Origin of the sequence: Cytobacillus sp. Bva_UNVM-123 (genome assembly GCF_046351715.2) — a bacterium.
Lineage (GTDB): Bacteria > Bacillota > Bacilli > Bacillales > Cytobacillaceae > Cytobacillus.
The window spans coordinates 2,042,695-2,058,847 of the sequence record NZ_CM177772.1; the positions used below are offsets into that span (position 1 = coordinate 2,042,695).

Genomic DNA, 16,153 nt, shown 5'->3' on the forward strand with positions numbered 1-16,153 from the left:
ACAGGATGTGGCGTTTTTAACCTTCGTTCCTAATATAATAGCATTTTTTTGGACGAGGCTGAATAAGCTTTCTTTAGATGAATGGAATAGTTTCGCTATGTACATAAAAAATAGCTTATATAATAGGAGGAAGTGTGATGACCCGATGAGATTTCATGAAATGAACGAAACAGAAGTTAAGCAGGCTCTTGGTATTGATAGTGAGTTAGGCTTGACGAACGATGAGGTAGAAAAACGAAGAAACCAATATGGTTTAAATGAACTTGTTGAAGGTGAGAAACAATCGGCATTGCTCCTATTTTTTAGTCAATTTAAAGATTTTATGGTACTTGTCCTTTTGGCAGCAACTCTTATTTCAGGCTTACTCGGTGAATACATTGATGCGATTGCGATCATAGCAATTGTGCTTATAAATGGCTTGCTCGGATATTTCCAAGAAAGAAAGGCAGAAAGATCGTTACACGCCCTAAAGGAGCTTTCTGCCCCTCAAGTGCATGTATTAAGAAATGGAGAATGGATAAAGATTCCTTCAAAGGAAGTTGTCGTTGGAGATATTATTAAGTTTTCAACTGGAGACCGTATTGGTGCAGATGTAAGAATAATTGAATCAAACAGCCTTGAAGTTGAAGAATCAGCATTAACGGGTGAATCATTACCTGTTTCAAAATCAACTGGGCCGATAAAATCAGCGAATGTTTCAATCGGTGATATGGAAAATATGGCTTTTATGAGTACATTAGTTACAAGAGGAAGCGGTGTCGGTATTGTCATTGGGACTGGAATGAAGACGGCAATGGGTAAGATTGCAGATTTATTGCAAACGGCTGAATCCATGACAACTCCGCTGCAGAGACGTCTTGAACAATTAGGTAAGATATTAATAACGGTCGCTCTAATCTTGACCGTTTTAGTCGTAATAGCTGGTGTAATACGAGGCCATGATATTTATACGATGTTTCTCGCAGGTGTTTCATTAGCAGTTGCAGCGATCCCTGAAGGATTGCCAGCAATTGTTACAGTTGCATTATCACTTGGAGTTCAGAGAATGATAAAGCAAAAAGCGATTGTTAGAAAACTTCCTGCTGTCGAAACATTAGGATGTGCCTCCGTAATTTGTTCAGACAAAACCGGAACGTTAACACAAAACGAAATGACTGTTACGCATCTATGGAGTGGTGGACGGGAGTGGCTTGTCGATGGGGTTGGATATGAACCAAAAGGTAACTTTTATAACAATCACAACATCATTGAACCGAAAAAAGATAAAGCCCTACAGCAACTTCTTATATTTGGGATGCTTTGCAATCATGCTGAAATTAAGCAGAAGAATAACGAATATTTTATTGATGGTGATCCAACAGAAGGGGCATTACTCGTTGCAGGAATGAAAGCCGGCTTTAGTCGAAATAGTTTATTAAATAGCTATCATATTGTGAAGGAATTTCCATTTGATTCAACTAGAAAAATGATGAGCATCATTGTTAAGGATCAAAATGGCAGACAATTTGTCATTACAAAAGGGGCACCAGATGTATTAGTTAGAATCAGTAAGACGGTATTCTGGGATAGTAAACGCAATTTTATGTCAAATGAAATAGCACATAAAATCCAGACATCGATTGAAGGACTTGCTTCTAAAGCTTTAAGAACAATAGCCATTGGATTTAAAGAAATCCCAGCAAAAACAATCATTTTACATGAAGATGAAGCGGAGAAGGATTTAATTTTTATCGGACTTCAAGGTATGATCGATCCGCCTCGCCCAGAAGTAAAAGAGGCGGTTAAGGAATGTAAGGAAGCAGGTATAAAAACAATTATGATAACTGGTGATCACGTGATCACTGCAAAAGCAATAGCGAAGCAGCTGGGGATTATGACGAAGTCTTCGAAGGTAGTAGATGGTCAAGCGCTTTCTAAAATGGATATAGATGAGCTTAAAGACATCGTAGAGGATGTTTCTGTTTTTGCACGTGTTTCCCCAGAACATAAATTAAAAATCGTGAAAGCCTTACAAAGCAAAGGACATATCGTTGCAATGACAGGTGATGGGGTTAATGATGCTCCAGCAATTAAAGCAGCTGATATCGGTGTGGCTATGGGGATAACAGGTACTGATGTAGCGAAAGAAGCTTCAGCACTCGTTCTACTTGATGATAATTTCGCAACGATAAAAGCAGCGATTAAAGAAGGAAGAAATATTTACGAGAATATTAGAAAATTTATTCGATATTTATTAGCTTCGAATGTGGGGGAAATTCTTGTTATGCTATTTGCGATGCTATTGGGCTACCCGCTCCCATTAGTCCCAATCCAAATTTTATGGGTAAACTTAGTTACGGATGGACTTCCTGCAATGGCTTTAGGACTTGATGAGCCTGAGGATGATGTGATGAAGCGAAAGCCAAGAAATCCGAAGGAAGGTGTATTCTCAAGAGGCCTTGGCTGGAAAGTTGTATCGCGTGGTTTTCTAATTGGTGTTGTTACATTATTGGCCTTTATTTTTGCCTATCAAGCACATCCAGATGAGCTTGAATATGCCCAAACCGTTGCATTTTCAACTTTAGTTCTTGCTCAGCTCATCCATGTGTTTGATTGCCGGAGTGAAAAATCGGTGTTTGCTCGAAATCCGTTTGGCAATAAATATTTAGTATGGGCTGTCATATCATCATTGCTATTACTCTTTGTCGTTATATACTACCCACCTTTACAGCCGATCTTCCATACAGTTTCGATCGACATGCATGACTGGTTTACGATTGTTGGACTTGCTGCAATCCCAACTTTTTTACTTGCTGGCTCATTTTTAGCAAGAAAAAGAAAATAAAGTATGATATAATCCTAAAGGTAATAGATAAATTTTCTATTACCCTTTTTTATTATTGCTTTTTTTCTATAAAATGTTATTTTTTATGAAAGATAAAGATCGACCCTGTTTAGAAACATGTATATAGGGTCAAAATATATATTTGATGGTTGGAGGACCTAGATGTCGATCAAATTAATTAATATAGGTTTTGGCAATATTGTTTCTGCTAATCGAATTATCTCTATTGTCAGCCCTGAATCAGCACCCATAAAGAGAATTATCCAGGATGCACGCGATCGCGGTTCATTAATTGATGCTACATATGGCCGCAGGACGAGAGCCGTTATTGTCATGGATAGTGATCATGTAATCTTATCTGCGGTGCAACCGGAAACAGTTGCCCATCGCCTAGATGACCGCGATGAAAATCTCGATGAAGGGTAGGAGACTTTGATGAAAGAAAAAGGTATACTAATTGTTTTGTCCGGCCCTTCTGGTGTAGGCAAAGGGACTGTTCGGAAAGAAATTTTTTCACAGCCTGATACTGCCTTTGAATATTCAATTTCAATGACTACTAGAAAGCCAAGAGAAGGCGAAGTAGATGGCATCGATTATTTTTTTAAATCCCGTGAAGAGTTCGAATCTTTAATTGAGCAAGGAAAACTTCTGGAATACGCTGAATTTGTAGGAAACTACTATGGCACACCTGTTGACTATGTAAAGGAGACGTTAGAAAAAGGAAAGGATGTCTTTTTAGAAATTGAAGTTCAAGGTGCGCGCCAAGTTCGCGAGAAATTTCCTGATGGTTTATTTATTTTCCTTGTACCACCAAGCCTGTCTGAACTAAAAAACAGAATTGTTACGAGGGGTACCGAAACGGAAGATATTATAAATAATCGGATGTCTGTTGCAAAAGAAGAAATTGAAATGATGCATTTATACGATTATGTTGTAGAAAATGATGAGATTGCCCATGCTTGTGAAAAAATTAACGCGATCGTTATCGCAGAACATTTACGAAGAGAACGTATTGAACCACGATATCGAAAAATGCTGGAGGTAGATTAATAATGCTTTATCCTTCTATTGATTCATTAATGACAAAGATTGATTCAAAATATTCACTAGTTTCTGTCGCTGCCAAGCGGGCAAGAAAGTTACAAGTAAATGAAAAGCTTATACTTGATAAATATGTCTCGTTTAAAAATGTTGGTAAAGCGCTTGAAGAAATTAATGCAGATGTTCTTCATTACCGTGTTCCGACAAAGCAAGGCGAAGAGATTAACGAATAAATGTTCAAAATAACAACCTTTTTAGGGGTTGTTATTTTTATTTTTAATGAAAAATATGATTTATTCTTGCATAATAAAAGATAATATGGAGAAAAAACCTTTAGCGGGTTGTCCAAGTATATGAATGAATTGGACAAGCTTCAAAACAAGATTGGAACAAACACGCTAAGGCTTTTTTAGATTAGTTTGCATGGGGGTCTTTAACGATGCTAAACGGAAAAAAAATTCTATTATGTGTAACTGGTGGCATTGCCGTATATAAAGCTGCTGCCTTAACGAGTAAGCTTACTCAGGCGGGTGCAGAAGTAAAAGTAATTTTGAGTGAGTCTGCAATGGAGTTTGTAAATCCGCTAACATTCCAAGCATTATCAAGAAATGATGTTTTTACAAATACTTTTGATGAGAAAGATTCGAAAGTGATTGCACATATTCATTTAGCTGATTGGGCTGATTTAATTTTGATTGCGCCTGCCACTGCTAATATAATCGGGAAACTAGCACATGGAATTGCCGACAATATGATTTCAACGACATTACTAGCAGCAACTGCTCCTGTATGGATTGCCCCAGCGATGAATGTTCATATGTTTAACCATCCAGCAGTAGTAAACAACATTCAAATATTAAACCGTTTTGGTTACCGTTTTATCGAGCCATCTGAGGGTCATTTGGCCTGCGGCTATGTTGGTAAAGGGAGATTAGAAGAGCCTGAGAAAATTATTGAGAACATTCGTCGCTATTTTCACCAAGATCATCCTAAGCTTTTGGGAAAAAAAATTGTCGTTACCGCGGGCCCTACGAGAGAGAAAATCGATGCTGTAAGATATATTTCAAATCATTCTTCTGGGAAAATGGGCTATGCCATTGCAGAAGAATCTGTTAAAGCAGGTGCAGAGGTCATTCTTATATCAGGCCCAGTGTCAATCCAACCACCAGCTGGAGTAAATCTTATTCAAGTGGAAAGTGCTCAACAAATGTATGAGGCAGTAATGGAAGAATATATGAATGCAGATATTATCATTAAGACTGCTGCAGTTGCAGATTATCGCCCGAAGATCAGTTATGATCATAAAATTAAAAAACAGCCAGGTGAACAAATATTAGAATTAGAACGTACGCATGATATTTTATTAGAACTTGGTAAACAAAAAGATAAGCAAATCTTAATTGGCTTTGCTGCTGAAACGGACAATGTAGCAGAATATGCAAAAGCAAAGTTAATGAAAAAAAATGTCGATATGATTGTTGCAAATAATGTGAAGGCTGAAGGCGCTGGTTTTGAAACCGATACGAATATTGTGACATTGTTTAAGCGTGATGGAACTTCAATTGATCTGCCTATAATGTCTAAGCATGAAGTAGCTGAGAAAATACTTGAGGAAGCTTGTCAATTATTAAGGGATGAAAATGAATGAATGTAGCAAGTGTTATTGTCGATGTGCCAACAAAACAAACGGACAAGACTTTTGATTATTTAATTCCAGACCATTTAGTAGATGTAATAAAACGTGGTATGAGAGTAGTTGTTCCGTTCGGTCCAAGAAAAATTCAAGGATTTGTTACCGATCTAAAAGCAGAATCATCCTTTAGGAAATTAAGAGAATTAATTGAACCAATGGATTTAACACCCGTGCTAAATGAAGAGCTTCTGTCATTAGGAGATTGGCTAACAGAAACTACGTTATGCTACAAAATATCTGCATTTCAAGCGATGTTGCCTGCAGCTTTAAAAGCAAAATATGAGAAAAAGCTCCGATTAACTGAAAAGGTAAAGAATAGAGGAGATTTGCCAGCCGATATTCAAACCATTTTTCAAGCTCAGCAGCCCGTTCTTTGGGAAGATGCATTAAAGTATGGTTCTTTATATTTACTTCAAAAAGAAGCAGCAAATGGTAATATTGAGATCATTTACGAAGTAAAGGAACGAGTAAAAAAGAAAAAGCTAAAATATATTTATTCAAATCTAAGCAGTGAGCAATTAGCAGTGGAGATTGAAAAATTGTCAGGACAGGCAATTAGACAGAAGCAAGTATTTGATTACTTTCTTGAAAATGAAGGTACTGTTATTGAACAGCGTGAACTACTTGCGACTTTAGGGGTTTCTTCAGCTGTAATAAAAGGATTGATAAAAAAAGATTTTCTACTAGAAAAGGAAATGGAAATTTACCGAGACCCATTTGAGGAAAGAAAGTTTGAAAATAGTAAGCCGTTTCCGCTAACAATCGATCAGAAAAACGCAATTTCGCCTATCATAACGTCAATAGAAAAAAAGCAGCACGATGTTTTTTTACTATACGGTGTTACAGGTAGCGGAAAAACAGAAGTCTATCTACAATCGATACAAAAGGTTCTGGAGGATGGTAAAGAAGCGATCGTTCTTGTACCGGAAATATCACTAACACCACAAATGGTAAAACGATTTAAAGGACGATTCGGTGCTCAAGTTGCTGTTCTTCATAGTGGACTTTCGGCAGGAGAGAAATATGATGAGTGGAGGAAAATTTTACGAAAAGAAGTAAAGGTTGTCGTCGGAGCAAGATCCGCTATTTTTGCACCATTTGAAAATATAGGCATCGTCATTATTGATGAAGAGCATGAGACAAGCTATAAGCAAGAGGACAATCCGCGCTATCATGCGAGAGAAGTTGCAATTGAAAGAGCCCGAACGTATCAGTGTCCAGTTATATTAGGAAGTGCAACTCCTTCTCTTGAATCCTTTGCACGAGCACAAAAAGGAGTTTACAAGCTTCTTAATATGCCTAATCGAATGAATAAACAGCCTCTTCCGACAGTTGAAATTATTGATATGAGAGAAGAATTACGGGATGGAAATCGTTCAATGTTTTCTCGAATATTACTAGAAAAAATAAAAGACCGATTAGTGAAAAACGAGCAGATTGTTCTTTTTCTCAATAAAAGAGGTCACTCTTCATTCGTTATGTGCAGAGGTTGTGGCTATGTAGTGAATTGTCCTAATTGTGATATTTCATTAACATATCATCGCTACAGTGAGCAAATGAAATGCCATTATTGTGGTTATGAAGCGAATGTACCACATCATTGTCCTGAATGTGATAGTGAACATATTCGCTATTTTGGTACTGGTACGCAGAAGGTTGAAGAGGAATTAGCAAAGGTTCTCCCCGAGGCAAGGGTTATTCGAATGGATGTAGATACAACAAGTAGGAAGGGTTCTCACGAAAGATTACTAGAACAATTTCAAGATGGTCATGCCGATATTTTACTCGGAACACAAATGATTGCGAAAGGATTAGACTTCCCGAACATAACGCTAGTCGGTGTTTTATCTGCAGATACAATGCTTAATTTACCTGATTTTCGGTCCTCGGAAAAAACGTTTCAATTATTAACACAGGTGAGTGGGCGGGCAGGTAGACATAAACTTGCTGGAGAAGTAGTAATCCAAACATACACACCAGAGCATTATAGTGTAGAACTAGCAGGTGAGCAAGATTTTGATCGGTTTTACGAAAGGGAGATGCTAATGAGGAAAATGCATAAATACCCACCTTTTTATTATCTTTCCCTTATTACAGTTAGCCATGAGGAATTAATGAAGGTTGTTTCAATTACCGAAAAAATCACCACCTACCTTCGCTCGAGGCTGTCGAAAGAAGCGATTTGCTTGGGGCCAGTCGCATCCCCGATTCCTCGGATAAAAAATCGATATCGCTATCAATGTTTGATAAAATACAAGCGGGAGCCAGAACTTAGCAATTCCTTGAAAAATGTATTGGATCAATACCAGCAAGATATTTCTCAAAGCGGCTTGCAAATTTCTGTTGATGTAAATCCTTATATTTTAATGTAGAAATCTTGTTATGAATATAGTAAAAATGGTTGAAAATGATGAATACGTACAATATTGGAGGAACTACTTTGCCAGTAAGAAAAATAATAACTTACCCAGCTGAAATATTAGAAGTTACGTGTGAAAAAGTGGCCGTTTTTGATAAAAAATTAACGAAGCTATTACACGATATGTATGACACGATGATTGAATATGATGGAGTTGGTCTTGCTGCACCACAAATCGGTTTAGCTCATCAAATCGCTATTGTTGACATTGATGATGAGAATGGAACAATCGAAATGATTAATCCAGTTGTACTTGAAACGAGTGGTGAACAAAATGGACCAGAAGGCTGCTTAAGCTTTCCAGGTATTTATGGAGAAGTAAATAGACCTAACTATGTGAAGATTAAAGCACAAGACCGTAAAGGGAAATTTTATACATTTGAAGCAGAAGGCTTTTTAGCACGGGCGATCTTACATGAAATAGATCATTTACATGGCATATTATTTACTTCTAAGGTGACGAGATATTTGGATGAAGAAGAGTTGGAAGGGTTGGATGAAGAATGACAAAAATAGTTTTTATGGGAACACCAGATTTTTCTGTTCCAGTATTACAGCAAATTGTAAATGATGGATATAACGTCATTGCGGTCGTTACACAGCCTGATCGACCCGTCGGTAGAAAAAGAATATTAACACCACCTCCTGTTAAGGTAGAGGCAGAAAGGCTTGGAATTCCTGTATATCAACCAGAGAAAATAAGAGTAAAAGAAGAATTAGATCCAATTCTTGCATTAGATCCTGATTTAATTATTACGGCAGCATTTGGGCAAATTTTGCCTAATGAATTATTAACAGCACCGAAATACGGTTGTATTAATGTACATGCATCTCTCCTTCCAGAATTAAGAGGTGGTGCACCTATCCACTATTCCATTATCCAAGGCAAAGAAAAGACAGGCATTACGATCATGTATATGGCTGAAAAGCTTGATGCGGGCGATATATTAACACAGGTTGAAGTTTCGATTGACGAAGCGGATAATGTTGGGACCCTTCATGATAAGTTAAGTATGGCTGGAGCAAAACTTTTATCAGAAACACTCCCTAAATTATTAAAAGGCGAACTTACACCAATAAAACAAAATGATGAAAAAGCAACCTTTGCTTCTAACATTAAAAGAGAACAAGAGAGAATTGATTGGAGCAATACGGGTGAAGAAATATATAATCATATTCGTGGTTTAAACCCGTGGCCAGTTGCCTATACAACAGTTGCAGGTTCAGTATGGAAGATTTGGTGGGGGGAAAAAATAAAAATAGCTGCAAAAGCTTCCCCAGGAACAATTGTTAAAATTGAAGATGACGGGATTGTTGTTGCTTCTGGAAATGATATGGCTATTAAAATTACGGAGCTTCAACCATCAGGCAAGAAAAAAATGTCAGCATTACAATATATACGCGGTGCTAGTTCTCAAATTGCTGTCGGTGATCAACTAGGAGAAAATAATGAAAACAACAAAGAAAAATAACGTTCGCAAAACGGCACTTGATCTATTGGAGGCAGTTGAAAAGAACCAGTCCTATAGCAACCTCCTCTTAAATGATGCGATAAAAAAAAATGAGCTTGACCCTAAAGATATTGGGCTATTGACAGAATTAACATATGGAACATTGCAGCGGAGAATGAGTCTCGATTTCTTTTTAGAACCATTTCTTAAAGGTAAGAAAAAAATAGACAGCTGGGTTTACCAATTACTTCGCTTAACTCTTTATCAAATGGTTTATTTAGATAAAATTCCTGATCGCGCAGCCATTTACGAAGCAGTTGAAATCGCAAAATTTCGTGGACATAAAGGAATTTCGGGTATGGTAAATGGTGTTTTACGAAATATCCAAAGACAAGGGCTGCCCTCACTAGAGAACATTTCAGATCCAATTGAAAGGTTAGCAATTGAGACGAGCCATCCGGGATGGCTTGTAAAAAGATGGGTGGCTCAGCTCGGATTTGAAGAAACAAAAAAGATGTGTGAGTTAAATTTAACAGCGCCGTTACAGACAGCTAGGGTAAATGTGACAAAAGCCTCAAGAGAAGAGTGCATTGAAAAGCTAATTGGTGAGGGATTCCAAGTTGAAGCTAGTTCGATTATTCCCGAAAGCATCACATGCTATCGTGGCAATTTAGCAAATTCGAATGTATTTAAGGAAGGATTTATTACCATCCAAGATGAAAGCTCGATGCTTGCTGCATATGCTTTAGGTGTTTCTAAAGATGAGTTAATATTAGACGCCTGTGCTGCTCCTGGCGGAAAATCAACTCATATCGCGGAAAAATTAGAGAATACTGGAAAAGTTATCTCGCTTGATTTACACGAACATAAAGTAAAACTTATTAAGAGCAATGCTGCTAGACTTGGATTAACAAATATTGAAACGACTGTATTAGATAGCAGATTGGTACAAGGGCAGTTTGAATCTGAAACATTTGATCGAATATTATTAGATGCCCCTTGTTCTGGACTAGGTGTTATGAGAAGAAAGCCAGATATGAAATATACGAAAAAAGAGACTGACATATTTCAACTTGCCAATATCCAGAAAAACTTGCTAAAAGCTATTTCCCCTTTGTTGAAAAAAGGTGGTATTCTAGTTTATAGTACATGTACAGTTGATTTGGAAGAAAATCAACATGTAATGAAAGAATTTTTACTAGAAAATAAAGACTTCGAAGGTGATTTAAGCATAAAGGAGCGAATGCCTGAAGTGATTTGCCCGTTAATAAGTAATTTTGATTTGCAAATCTTGCCTCAGCATTTCGGTTCAGACGGCTTTTACATTGCTTGTCTGAGAAAGAAGGTGTAATAAATGGAGCAAAAACCGTCCATTTATTCTTTACAGTTAAATGAGTTAAAAGATTGGCTAAGTAATATGAACGAGAAGCCATTTCGTGCCGAACAGATTTTTGATTGGTTGTACACGAAGAGGGTTTCATCTTTTGAGGAAATGACGAATTTATCTAAAGCGTTGAGAGAATCGTTAGCAAGTTCCTTTACATTAACGACTTTGAATACAATTATTCATCAGCAATCATCAGATGGAACGATAAAGTTCTTGTTCGAACTTCATGACGGTTATTCGATTGAAACCGTCCTCATGAGACATGAATACGGGAATTCTGTTTGTGTAACAACTCAAGTAGGCTGCAGAATTGGCTGTACATTCTGCGCGTCTACACTAGGTGGTCTTAAACGAAATTTGGAAGCCGGCGAAATTGTCGCCCAAGTTGTGAAGGTACAGCAAGCGCTTGATGAAACAGATGAACGGGTAAGCTCAATTGTTATAATGGGAATTGGGGAACCGTTTGATAACTACGATCAAATGCTTTCATTTTTAAAAATTGTTAATCATGACCGTGGTTTAAATATTGGTGCGCGTCATATTACGGTTTCAACGAGTGGAATCATCCCGAAAATTTATCAATTTGCTGATGAAAATTTGCAAATTAATTTTGCGCTTTCTCTTCATGCGCCAAATACAGAACTTCGCAGTCGTCTTATGCCGATCAATCGCGCATATAAATTGCCTGATTTGATGGATTCCATTCGCTATTACGTGAATAAAACGGGCAGAAGGGTTAGCTTTGAGTATGGATTATTTGGTGGCGTGAATGATCAAGTAGAACATGCTGAGGAATTGGCAAAATTAATTAAAGGCATTAAATGCCATGTTAACTTAATACCAGTTAATTACGTTCCTGAAAGAGACTATGAAAGAACACCGAGAGAGAAAATTTTTCAGTTTGAAAAAACATTAAAAAATCATGGAATTAATGTAACGATTCGCAGAGAGCAAGGGCATGACATCGATGCAGCATGTGGACAACTTCGTGCAAAGGAGCGAAAAGAGGAGACGAGGTGACAAAATGAAAGCTGTTTATAGAACAGACCGTGGAAAAATTCGTCAGCATAATGAAGATAATGGGGGAATTTTCATTAATCAAAGTGGTCAACGCCTTGCCATCGTAGCAGATGGCATGGGGGGCCATCGTGCTGGTGATGTTGCAAGTGAAATGGCATTATCCAATTTGCAGAAACGTTGGGAAGCCACAACGAATTTGCAAACAGCTGATGAAGCAGAAGAATGGCTAAAATCAAATGTTGAACAAACAAATTCAATTTTATTTGAGCATTCAAAAACAGTTTCAGAATGTGAAGGGATGGGTACGACTATCGTTGGAGCCATCTGCACTGAGCGTTTTGTTAGTATTTTGAATGTCGGTGATAGTCGTTGCTATATTTTAAATGAAAACGGATTTCAACAATTAACCGATGATCATTCACTTGTTAATGAGTTAGTACGATCAGGGCAAATTTCAAAGGAGGATGCTGAGCATCATCCAATGAAGAACGTAGTATTAAGAGCACTAGGTACTGAAGAAACCGTAAATGTAGATGTGAAAACAATTATTTTTGAAGAAGATGATAAATTGCTTTTATGCTCAGACGGACTTTCAAATAAAGTAAGTGAAACGGAAATGAAAGATATTCTTACTAACGCTCATAGTTTAAGTGATAAAGCAACTGAATTTATCGAAATGGCTAATAATCGTGGCGGTGAGGATAATATTACTCTTATCATTTTAGAGTATTTGGGCAGTCATGAAAATGGTGATGAATTATGATGATAGGAAAACGAATAAGTGGGCGCTACAAAATTCTCGAAACAATCGGCGGAGGTGGTATGGCTAATGTTTACCTCGCGCATGATATGATTCTTGATCGTGATGTTGCACTTAAAATGCTCCGTCTTGATTTTGCTAACGATGAAGAATTCATTCGCCGTTTTCATCGGGAAGCCCAATCTGCAACAAGTTTAGCGCATCCGAATATTGTTAGTATATACGATGTTGGGGAAGAAGATTCCATATATTATATCGTCATGGAATATGTTGATGGTCAAACATTAAAACAATACATACAGCAAAACAGTCCGCTTCAAGTCGAAGAAGTGATAGAAATTATGAAGCAGCTAACTTCAGCGATTTCACATGCACACCAAAACCATATTATTCATCGTGATATTAAGCCTCATAATATTTTGATTGATCACCAAGGAAATGTGAAGATTACTGATTTTGGTATTGCTATGGCATTAAGTGCAACAAGTATTACTCAAACAAATTCAGTCATTGGCTCTGTTCATTATCTATCTCCTGAGCAAGCAAGAGGTGGTATGGCTAATCGGAAGTCAGATATTTATTCATTAGGAATTGTCATGTTTGAGCTATTAACGGGAAGATTGCCGTTTTCGGGTGAGTCAGCTGTTTCGATTGCTCTTAAGCATTTACAGTCTGAAACGCCTTCATTGAGAAGATGGAATCCATCGATTCCCCAAAGTGTTGAGAATATTGTTTTGAAGGCGACTGCAAAAGATTCTTTCGATCGGTATAATAGTACAGAAGAAATGGAAGAAGATTTAAGCACGGCCCTTGATCCAAGTCGTTTAAATGAAGAAAAATTCTTGATTCCAATCGATAATGATGCGACAAAAGCAATTCCAATCATTACGAATGAGCATACGTATCAAAATTTAGAAGAAACAGTTGTGCACAGTAAAGAAGGAAAAGAAACAAAAGAAACAAATAAAAAAGCTGACAAAGAGAAAAAGCAAGAAAAGAAAAAGCGGAAAAAGTGGCCAATCGTTTTAGTTTCAGTTTTTGTCGGTTTAATTATTTTAATTATCTTAACGTTAACAGTATTGCCAGGTTTATTGTCGCCAAAAGAAGTTCCTGTCCCTGATGTAACAGGGAAGGAAATCGAAGCGGCAATTAAAGAACTAGAAGGTGCTGGTTTCGTTGTGAGTGATACGAAGCAAATTCCTGATGACGATCTCGACAAAGGCCTCGTTATTAGAACGGATCCGAAGGCTGAAAAACTCGTTAAAGAGGGGACCGAAATAACGATTTACGAAAGTCTTGGCAAGGAAGAGTTCGAAATTGGTAATTATGTTGGTAGTTCTTATGACGAAGTCTATCGATTATTAGATAAAGAACATTTTAAATCAATAGAAAGCAATGAAGTAAATGATGAAACTCAGCCAAAAGGGATGATTCTTGATCAAAATATTTCTGAAGGGCAATCAGTCGTTCCTGAGGAAACTGATTTAATTTTAACAGTTAGCAAAGGCCCTGAGCTTATTACGTTAAAGGATCTAAAAGATTATAATCAGAAAAATTTACAAGTTTATCAAGATTCGACAGGATTCATCATTGAGATTGTTAAAGAGGAATATCATGAACAAATTCCTGAAGGTCTAGTTATCTCTCAAGATCCAGCTCCTAATACTGAATTAACAAAAGGCAGTAAAGTGAAAGTCGTTCTCTCAAAAGGGAAGAAAGAAATCCCTCCAAAAACAGTATATAAAGATGTGCTTATTCCATATGAACCAACGGAAGAAGGACAAGAACAGGAAATACAAATATATATTGACGATATGATCCACAATATGACAGAGCCTTATGATACATTTACAATAACTGAGAATTATAAAATGCGTTTAGAATTATTGGTTCCTTATGGTCATAAAGCAGGCTATCGAATTATGAGAGATAATAGTGTGATCTTGCAAGAAGTCGTCCAATATGAAGAATAACAAGCAGCGTTTATTGTTACTTTATTATTAGTAAGGAGTGTTGCTATGCCTGAGGGCAAAATTATTAAAGCATTGAGTGGCTTTTATTATGTTTTAAGTGGAGATGAAATTGTGCAATGTAGAGGGCGTGGGGTGTTTCGAAAAAATAAAGTAACGCCCCTCGTTGGTGATGAAGTGGTCTTTCAAGCCGAAAATGACAAAGAGGGCTATATTCTCGAAGTAAAAAAGCGGACAAATGAACTAGTTCGTCCACCAATTGCTAATGTTGATCAGGCTATTCTTGTTTTTTCTGCGGTTGAGCCTGATTTTAGCCCTGCTTTGCTTGACCGTTTCCTCGTTCTGGTCGAATTTAATGAGATAAAACCCATCATTTGTATTACAAAAATGGATTTGACAAATGAATCACAAAATAAAGACATTCGCTCATATGCTTCTGAATATGAAAAAGCGGGGTATGATGTCTTGTTAACTTCTTCTGAGACTGCAGATGGAATTAAAGAATTATACCCTTATTTATCAGGAGAAATTTCCGTTTTTGCAGGCCAGTCTGGTGTTGGAAAATCTTCATTGCTTAATGCGCTAAATCCTAATTTGGAATTGAAAACAAATGATATATCTTCACATTTAGGCAGGGGAAAGCATACGACAAGACATGTGGAATTGATTGAAGTTGGAAATGGGCTAGTCGCTGACACGCCGGGATTTAGTTCTCTCGAATTTACAAATATTGAAATGGAAGATCTAAATTATTGTTTTCCAGAGATAAAAAGATTAAGTGAAGATTGTAAATTCCGAGGTTGTCTTCATATCGCTGAGCCTAAATGTGCAGTTAAAACAGCAGTTGAAATGGGAGAAGTTCCCCCATATCGCTATGAGCACTATAAAACTTTTTTGCAGGAAATTAAAGATAGAAAGCCGAGGTATTAGTCATGGTAAAAATTGCGCCATCGATATTATCTGCTGATTTTTCGAAATTAGGGGAGGAAATTAAGGATGTTGAACGAGGAGGAGCGGATTATATTCATGTCGATGTAATGGATGGACATTTTGTCCCAAATATTACAATTGGTCCTCTGATTGTCGAAGCAATCCGGCCTGTAACGAAGCTTCCTCTCGATGTTCATTTAATGATCGAAAATCCAGATCAATATATTGAGGCATTTGCGAAAGCAGGGGCAGATTATATTACTGTACATGTCGAAGCATGCCGACATCTGCATCGAACAATCCATCTCATTAAATCATTTGGTGTTAAAGCAGGTGTTGTATTAAACCCCGCGACACCAGTAAATACAATTAAACATATTATAGAAGATGTTGATTTAGTCTTGCTAATGACTGTCAATCCTGGTTTTGGAGGACAAAAGTTTATTCATTCTGTCCTTCCAAAAATAACTGAAGTAAAAGAATTAGCAATTGATAGAGGACTCAATATTGAGATTGAAGTAGATGGTGGGGTAAATGTAGAAACAGCAAAACTCTGCATTGAAGCGGGTGCGAATGTACTTGTTGCTGGGTCCGCGGTCTATAATGCGAAAGACCGTGCAAACGCCATTTCTGCTATTAAAACTGCTGTGAAATAGCA

At 37.2% G+C, this 16,153-nt stretch carries 14 protein-coding genes; all 14 read left to right on the forward strand.

Annotated elements, in window-relative coordinates:
- Positions 1-145: 145 nt before the first annotated feature.
- The 14 genes from KDN24_RS10075 to rpe all read left to right on the forward strand — a co-directional run bounded on the left by KDN24_RS10075 (position 146) and on the right by rpe (position 16,151).
- Complete coding sequence (locus KDN24_RS10075) at positions 146-2,824, forward strand: calcium-translocating P-type ATPase, SERCA-type (protein WP_409974896.1); 2,679 nt, start codon at positions 146-148, stop codon at positions 2,822-2,824.
- Between the two features lie 162 nt (positions 2,825-2,986).
- Positions 2,987-3,250: an extracellular matrix/biofilm regulator RemA gene (gene remA, locus KDN24_RS10080; RefSeq protein WP_409974729.1), complete on the forward strand. Its 264-nt coding sequence runs from the start codon at positions 2,987-2,989 to the stop codon at positions 3,248-3,250.
- 9 nt (positions 3,251-3,259) lie between these two features.
- On the forward strand, positions 3,260-3,874 hold the full coding sequence (gene gmk, locus KDN24_RS10085) for a guanylate kinase (RefSeq protein ID WP_409974730.1): 615 nt from the start codon (positions 3,260-3,262) through the stop codon (positions 3,872-3,874).
- A gap of 2 nt (positions 3,875-3,876) precedes the next feature.
- Positions 3,877-4,098, forward strand: a complete 222-nt coding sequence (gene rpoZ / locus KDN24_RS10090) for a DNA-directed RNA polymerase subunit omega (protein ID WP_409974731.1) — start codon at positions 3,877-3,879, stop codon at positions 4,096-4,098.
- Between the two features lie 206 nt (positions 4,099-4,304).
- The gene (gene coaBC, locus KDN24_RS10095) at positions 4,305-5,513 is read left to right on the forward strand and encodes a bifunctional phosphopantothenoylcysteine decarboxylase/phosphopantothenate--cysteine ligase CoaBC (protein WP_409974732.1); all 1,209 of its coding nucleotides are present in this window, start codon (positions 4,305-4,307) and stop codon (positions 5,511-5,513) included.
- Complete coding sequence (gene priA, locus KDN24_RS10100) at positions 5,510-7,930, forward strand: primosomal protein N' (protein WP_409974733.1); 2,421 nt, start codon at positions 5,510-5,512, stop codon at positions 7,928-7,930. The genes coaBC and priA overlap by 4 nt, the downstream gene beginning before the upstream one ends.
- A 68-nt stretch (positions 7,931-7,998) precedes the next feature.
- Positions 7,999-8,484 carry a peptide deformylase gene (def, locus tag KDN24_RS10105; protein ID WP_409974734.1) on the forward strand — a complete coding sequence of 162 codons (486 nt, stop codon included), beginning with the start codon at positions 7,999-8,001 and terminating at the stop codon, positions 8,482-8,484.
- On the forward strand, positions 8,481-9,449 hold the full coding sequence (gene fmt, locus KDN24_RS10110) for a methionyl-tRNA formyltransferase (protein WP_409974735.1): 969 nt from the start codon (positions 8,481-8,483) through the stop codon (positions 9,447-9,449). Before def ends, fmt begins: the two co-directional genes overlap by 4 nt.
- On the forward strand, positions 9,427-10,779 hold the full coding sequence (gene rsmB / locus KDN24_RS10115; RefSeq protein ID WP_409974736.1) for a 16S rRNA (cytosine(967)-C(5))-methyltransferase RsmB: 1,353 nt from the start codon (positions 9,427-9,429) through the stop codon (positions 10,777-10,779). The genes fmt and rsmB overlap by 23 nt, the downstream gene beginning before the upstream one ends.
- Positions 10,780-10,782: 3 nt before the next feature.
- Complete coding sequence (gene rlmN, locus KDN24_RS10120) at positions 10,783-11,835, forward strand: dual-specificity RNA methyltransferase RlmN (protein ID WP_409974737.1); 1,053 nt, start codon at positions 10,783-10,785, stop codon at positions 11,833-11,835.
- A gap of 4 nt (positions 11,836-11,839) precedes the next feature.
- Positions 11,840-12,598, forward strand: a complete 759-nt coding sequence (locus KDN24_RS10125) for a Stp1/IreP family PP2C-type Ser/Thr phosphatase (RefSeq protein ID WP_409974738.1) — start codon at positions 11,840-11,842, stop codon at positions 12,596-12,598.
- The gene (gene pknB / locus KDN24_RS10130; protein ID WP_409974739.1) at positions 12,595-14,568 is read left to right on the forward strand and encodes a Stk1 family PASTA domain-containing Ser/Thr kinase; all 1,974 of its coding nucleotides are present in this window, start codon (positions 12,595-12,597) and stop codon (positions 14,566-14,568) included. Before KDN24_RS10125 ends, pknB begins: the two co-directional genes overlap by 4 nt.
- 45 nt (positions 14,569-14,613) lie before the next feature.
- The gene (gene rsgA / locus KDN24_RS10135) at positions 14,614-15,495 is read left to right on the forward strand and encodes a ribosome small subunit-dependent GTPase A (RefSeq protein ID WP_409974740.1); all 882 of its coding nucleotides are present in this window, start codon (positions 14,614-14,616) and stop codon (positions 15,493-15,495) included.
- A gap of 2 nt (positions 15,496-15,497) precedes the next feature.
- A complete protein-coding gene (gene rpe, locus KDN24_RS10140) occupies positions 15,498-16,151 on the forward strand; it encodes a ribulose-phosphate 3-epimerase (protein ID WP_409974741.1) in 654 nt (217 codons plus the stop codon).
- The last annotated feature ends 2 nt before the right edge of the window (positions 16,152-16,153 follow it).

Bases quoted from the DNA above. Each gene is read 5' to 3' on its own strand.
- gmk (WP_409974730.1), top strand. From the start codon at position 3,260: ATGAAAGAAAAAGGTATACTAATTGTTTTGTCCGGCCCTTCTGGTGTA.
- remA (WP_409974729.1), top strand. From the start codon at position 2,987: ATGTCGATCAAATTAATTAATATAGGTTTTGGCAATATTGTTTCTGCT.
- rsgA (WP_409974740.1), top strand. From the start codon at position 14,614: ATGCCTGAGGGCAAAATTATTAAAGCATTGAGTGGCTTTTATTATGTT.
- fmt (WP_409974735.1), top strand. From the start codon at position 8,481: ATGACAAAAATAGTTTTTATGGGAACACCAGATTTTTCTGTTCCAGTA.
- rpe (WP_409974741.1), top strand. From the start codon at position 15,498: ATGGTAAAAATTGCGCCATCGATATTATCTGCTGATTTTTCGAAATTA.
- pknB (WP_409974739.1), top strand. From the start codon at position 12,595: ATGATGATAGGAAAACGAATAAGTGGGCGCTACAAAATTCTCGAAACA.
- rsmB (WP_409974736.1), top strand. From the start codon at position 9,427: ATGAAAACAACAAAGAAAAATAACGTTCGCAAAACGGCACTTGATCTA.
- coaBC (WP_409974732.1), top strand. From the start codon at position 4,305: ATGCTAAACGGAAAAAAAATTCTATTATGTGTAACTGGTGGCATTGCC.
- rpoZ (WP_409974731.1), top strand. From the start codon at position 3,877: ATGCTTTATCCTTCTATTGATTCATTAATGACAAAGATTGATTCAAAA.
- rlmN (WP_409974737.1), top strand. From the start codon at position 10,783: ATGGAGCAAAAACCGTCCATTTATTCTTTACAGTTAAATGAGTTAAAA.
- KDN24_RS10075 (WP_409974896.1), top strand. From the start codon at position 146: ATGAGATTTCATGAAATGAACGAAACAGAAGTTAAGCAGGCTCTTGGT.
- priA (WP_409974733.1), top strand. From the start codon at position 5,510: ATGAATGTAGCAAGTGTTATTGTCGATGTGCCAACAAAACAAACGGAC.
- KDN24_RS10125 (WP_409974738.1), top strand. From the start codon at position 11,840: ATGAAAGCTGTTTATAGAACAGACCGTGGAAAAATTCGTCAGCATAAT.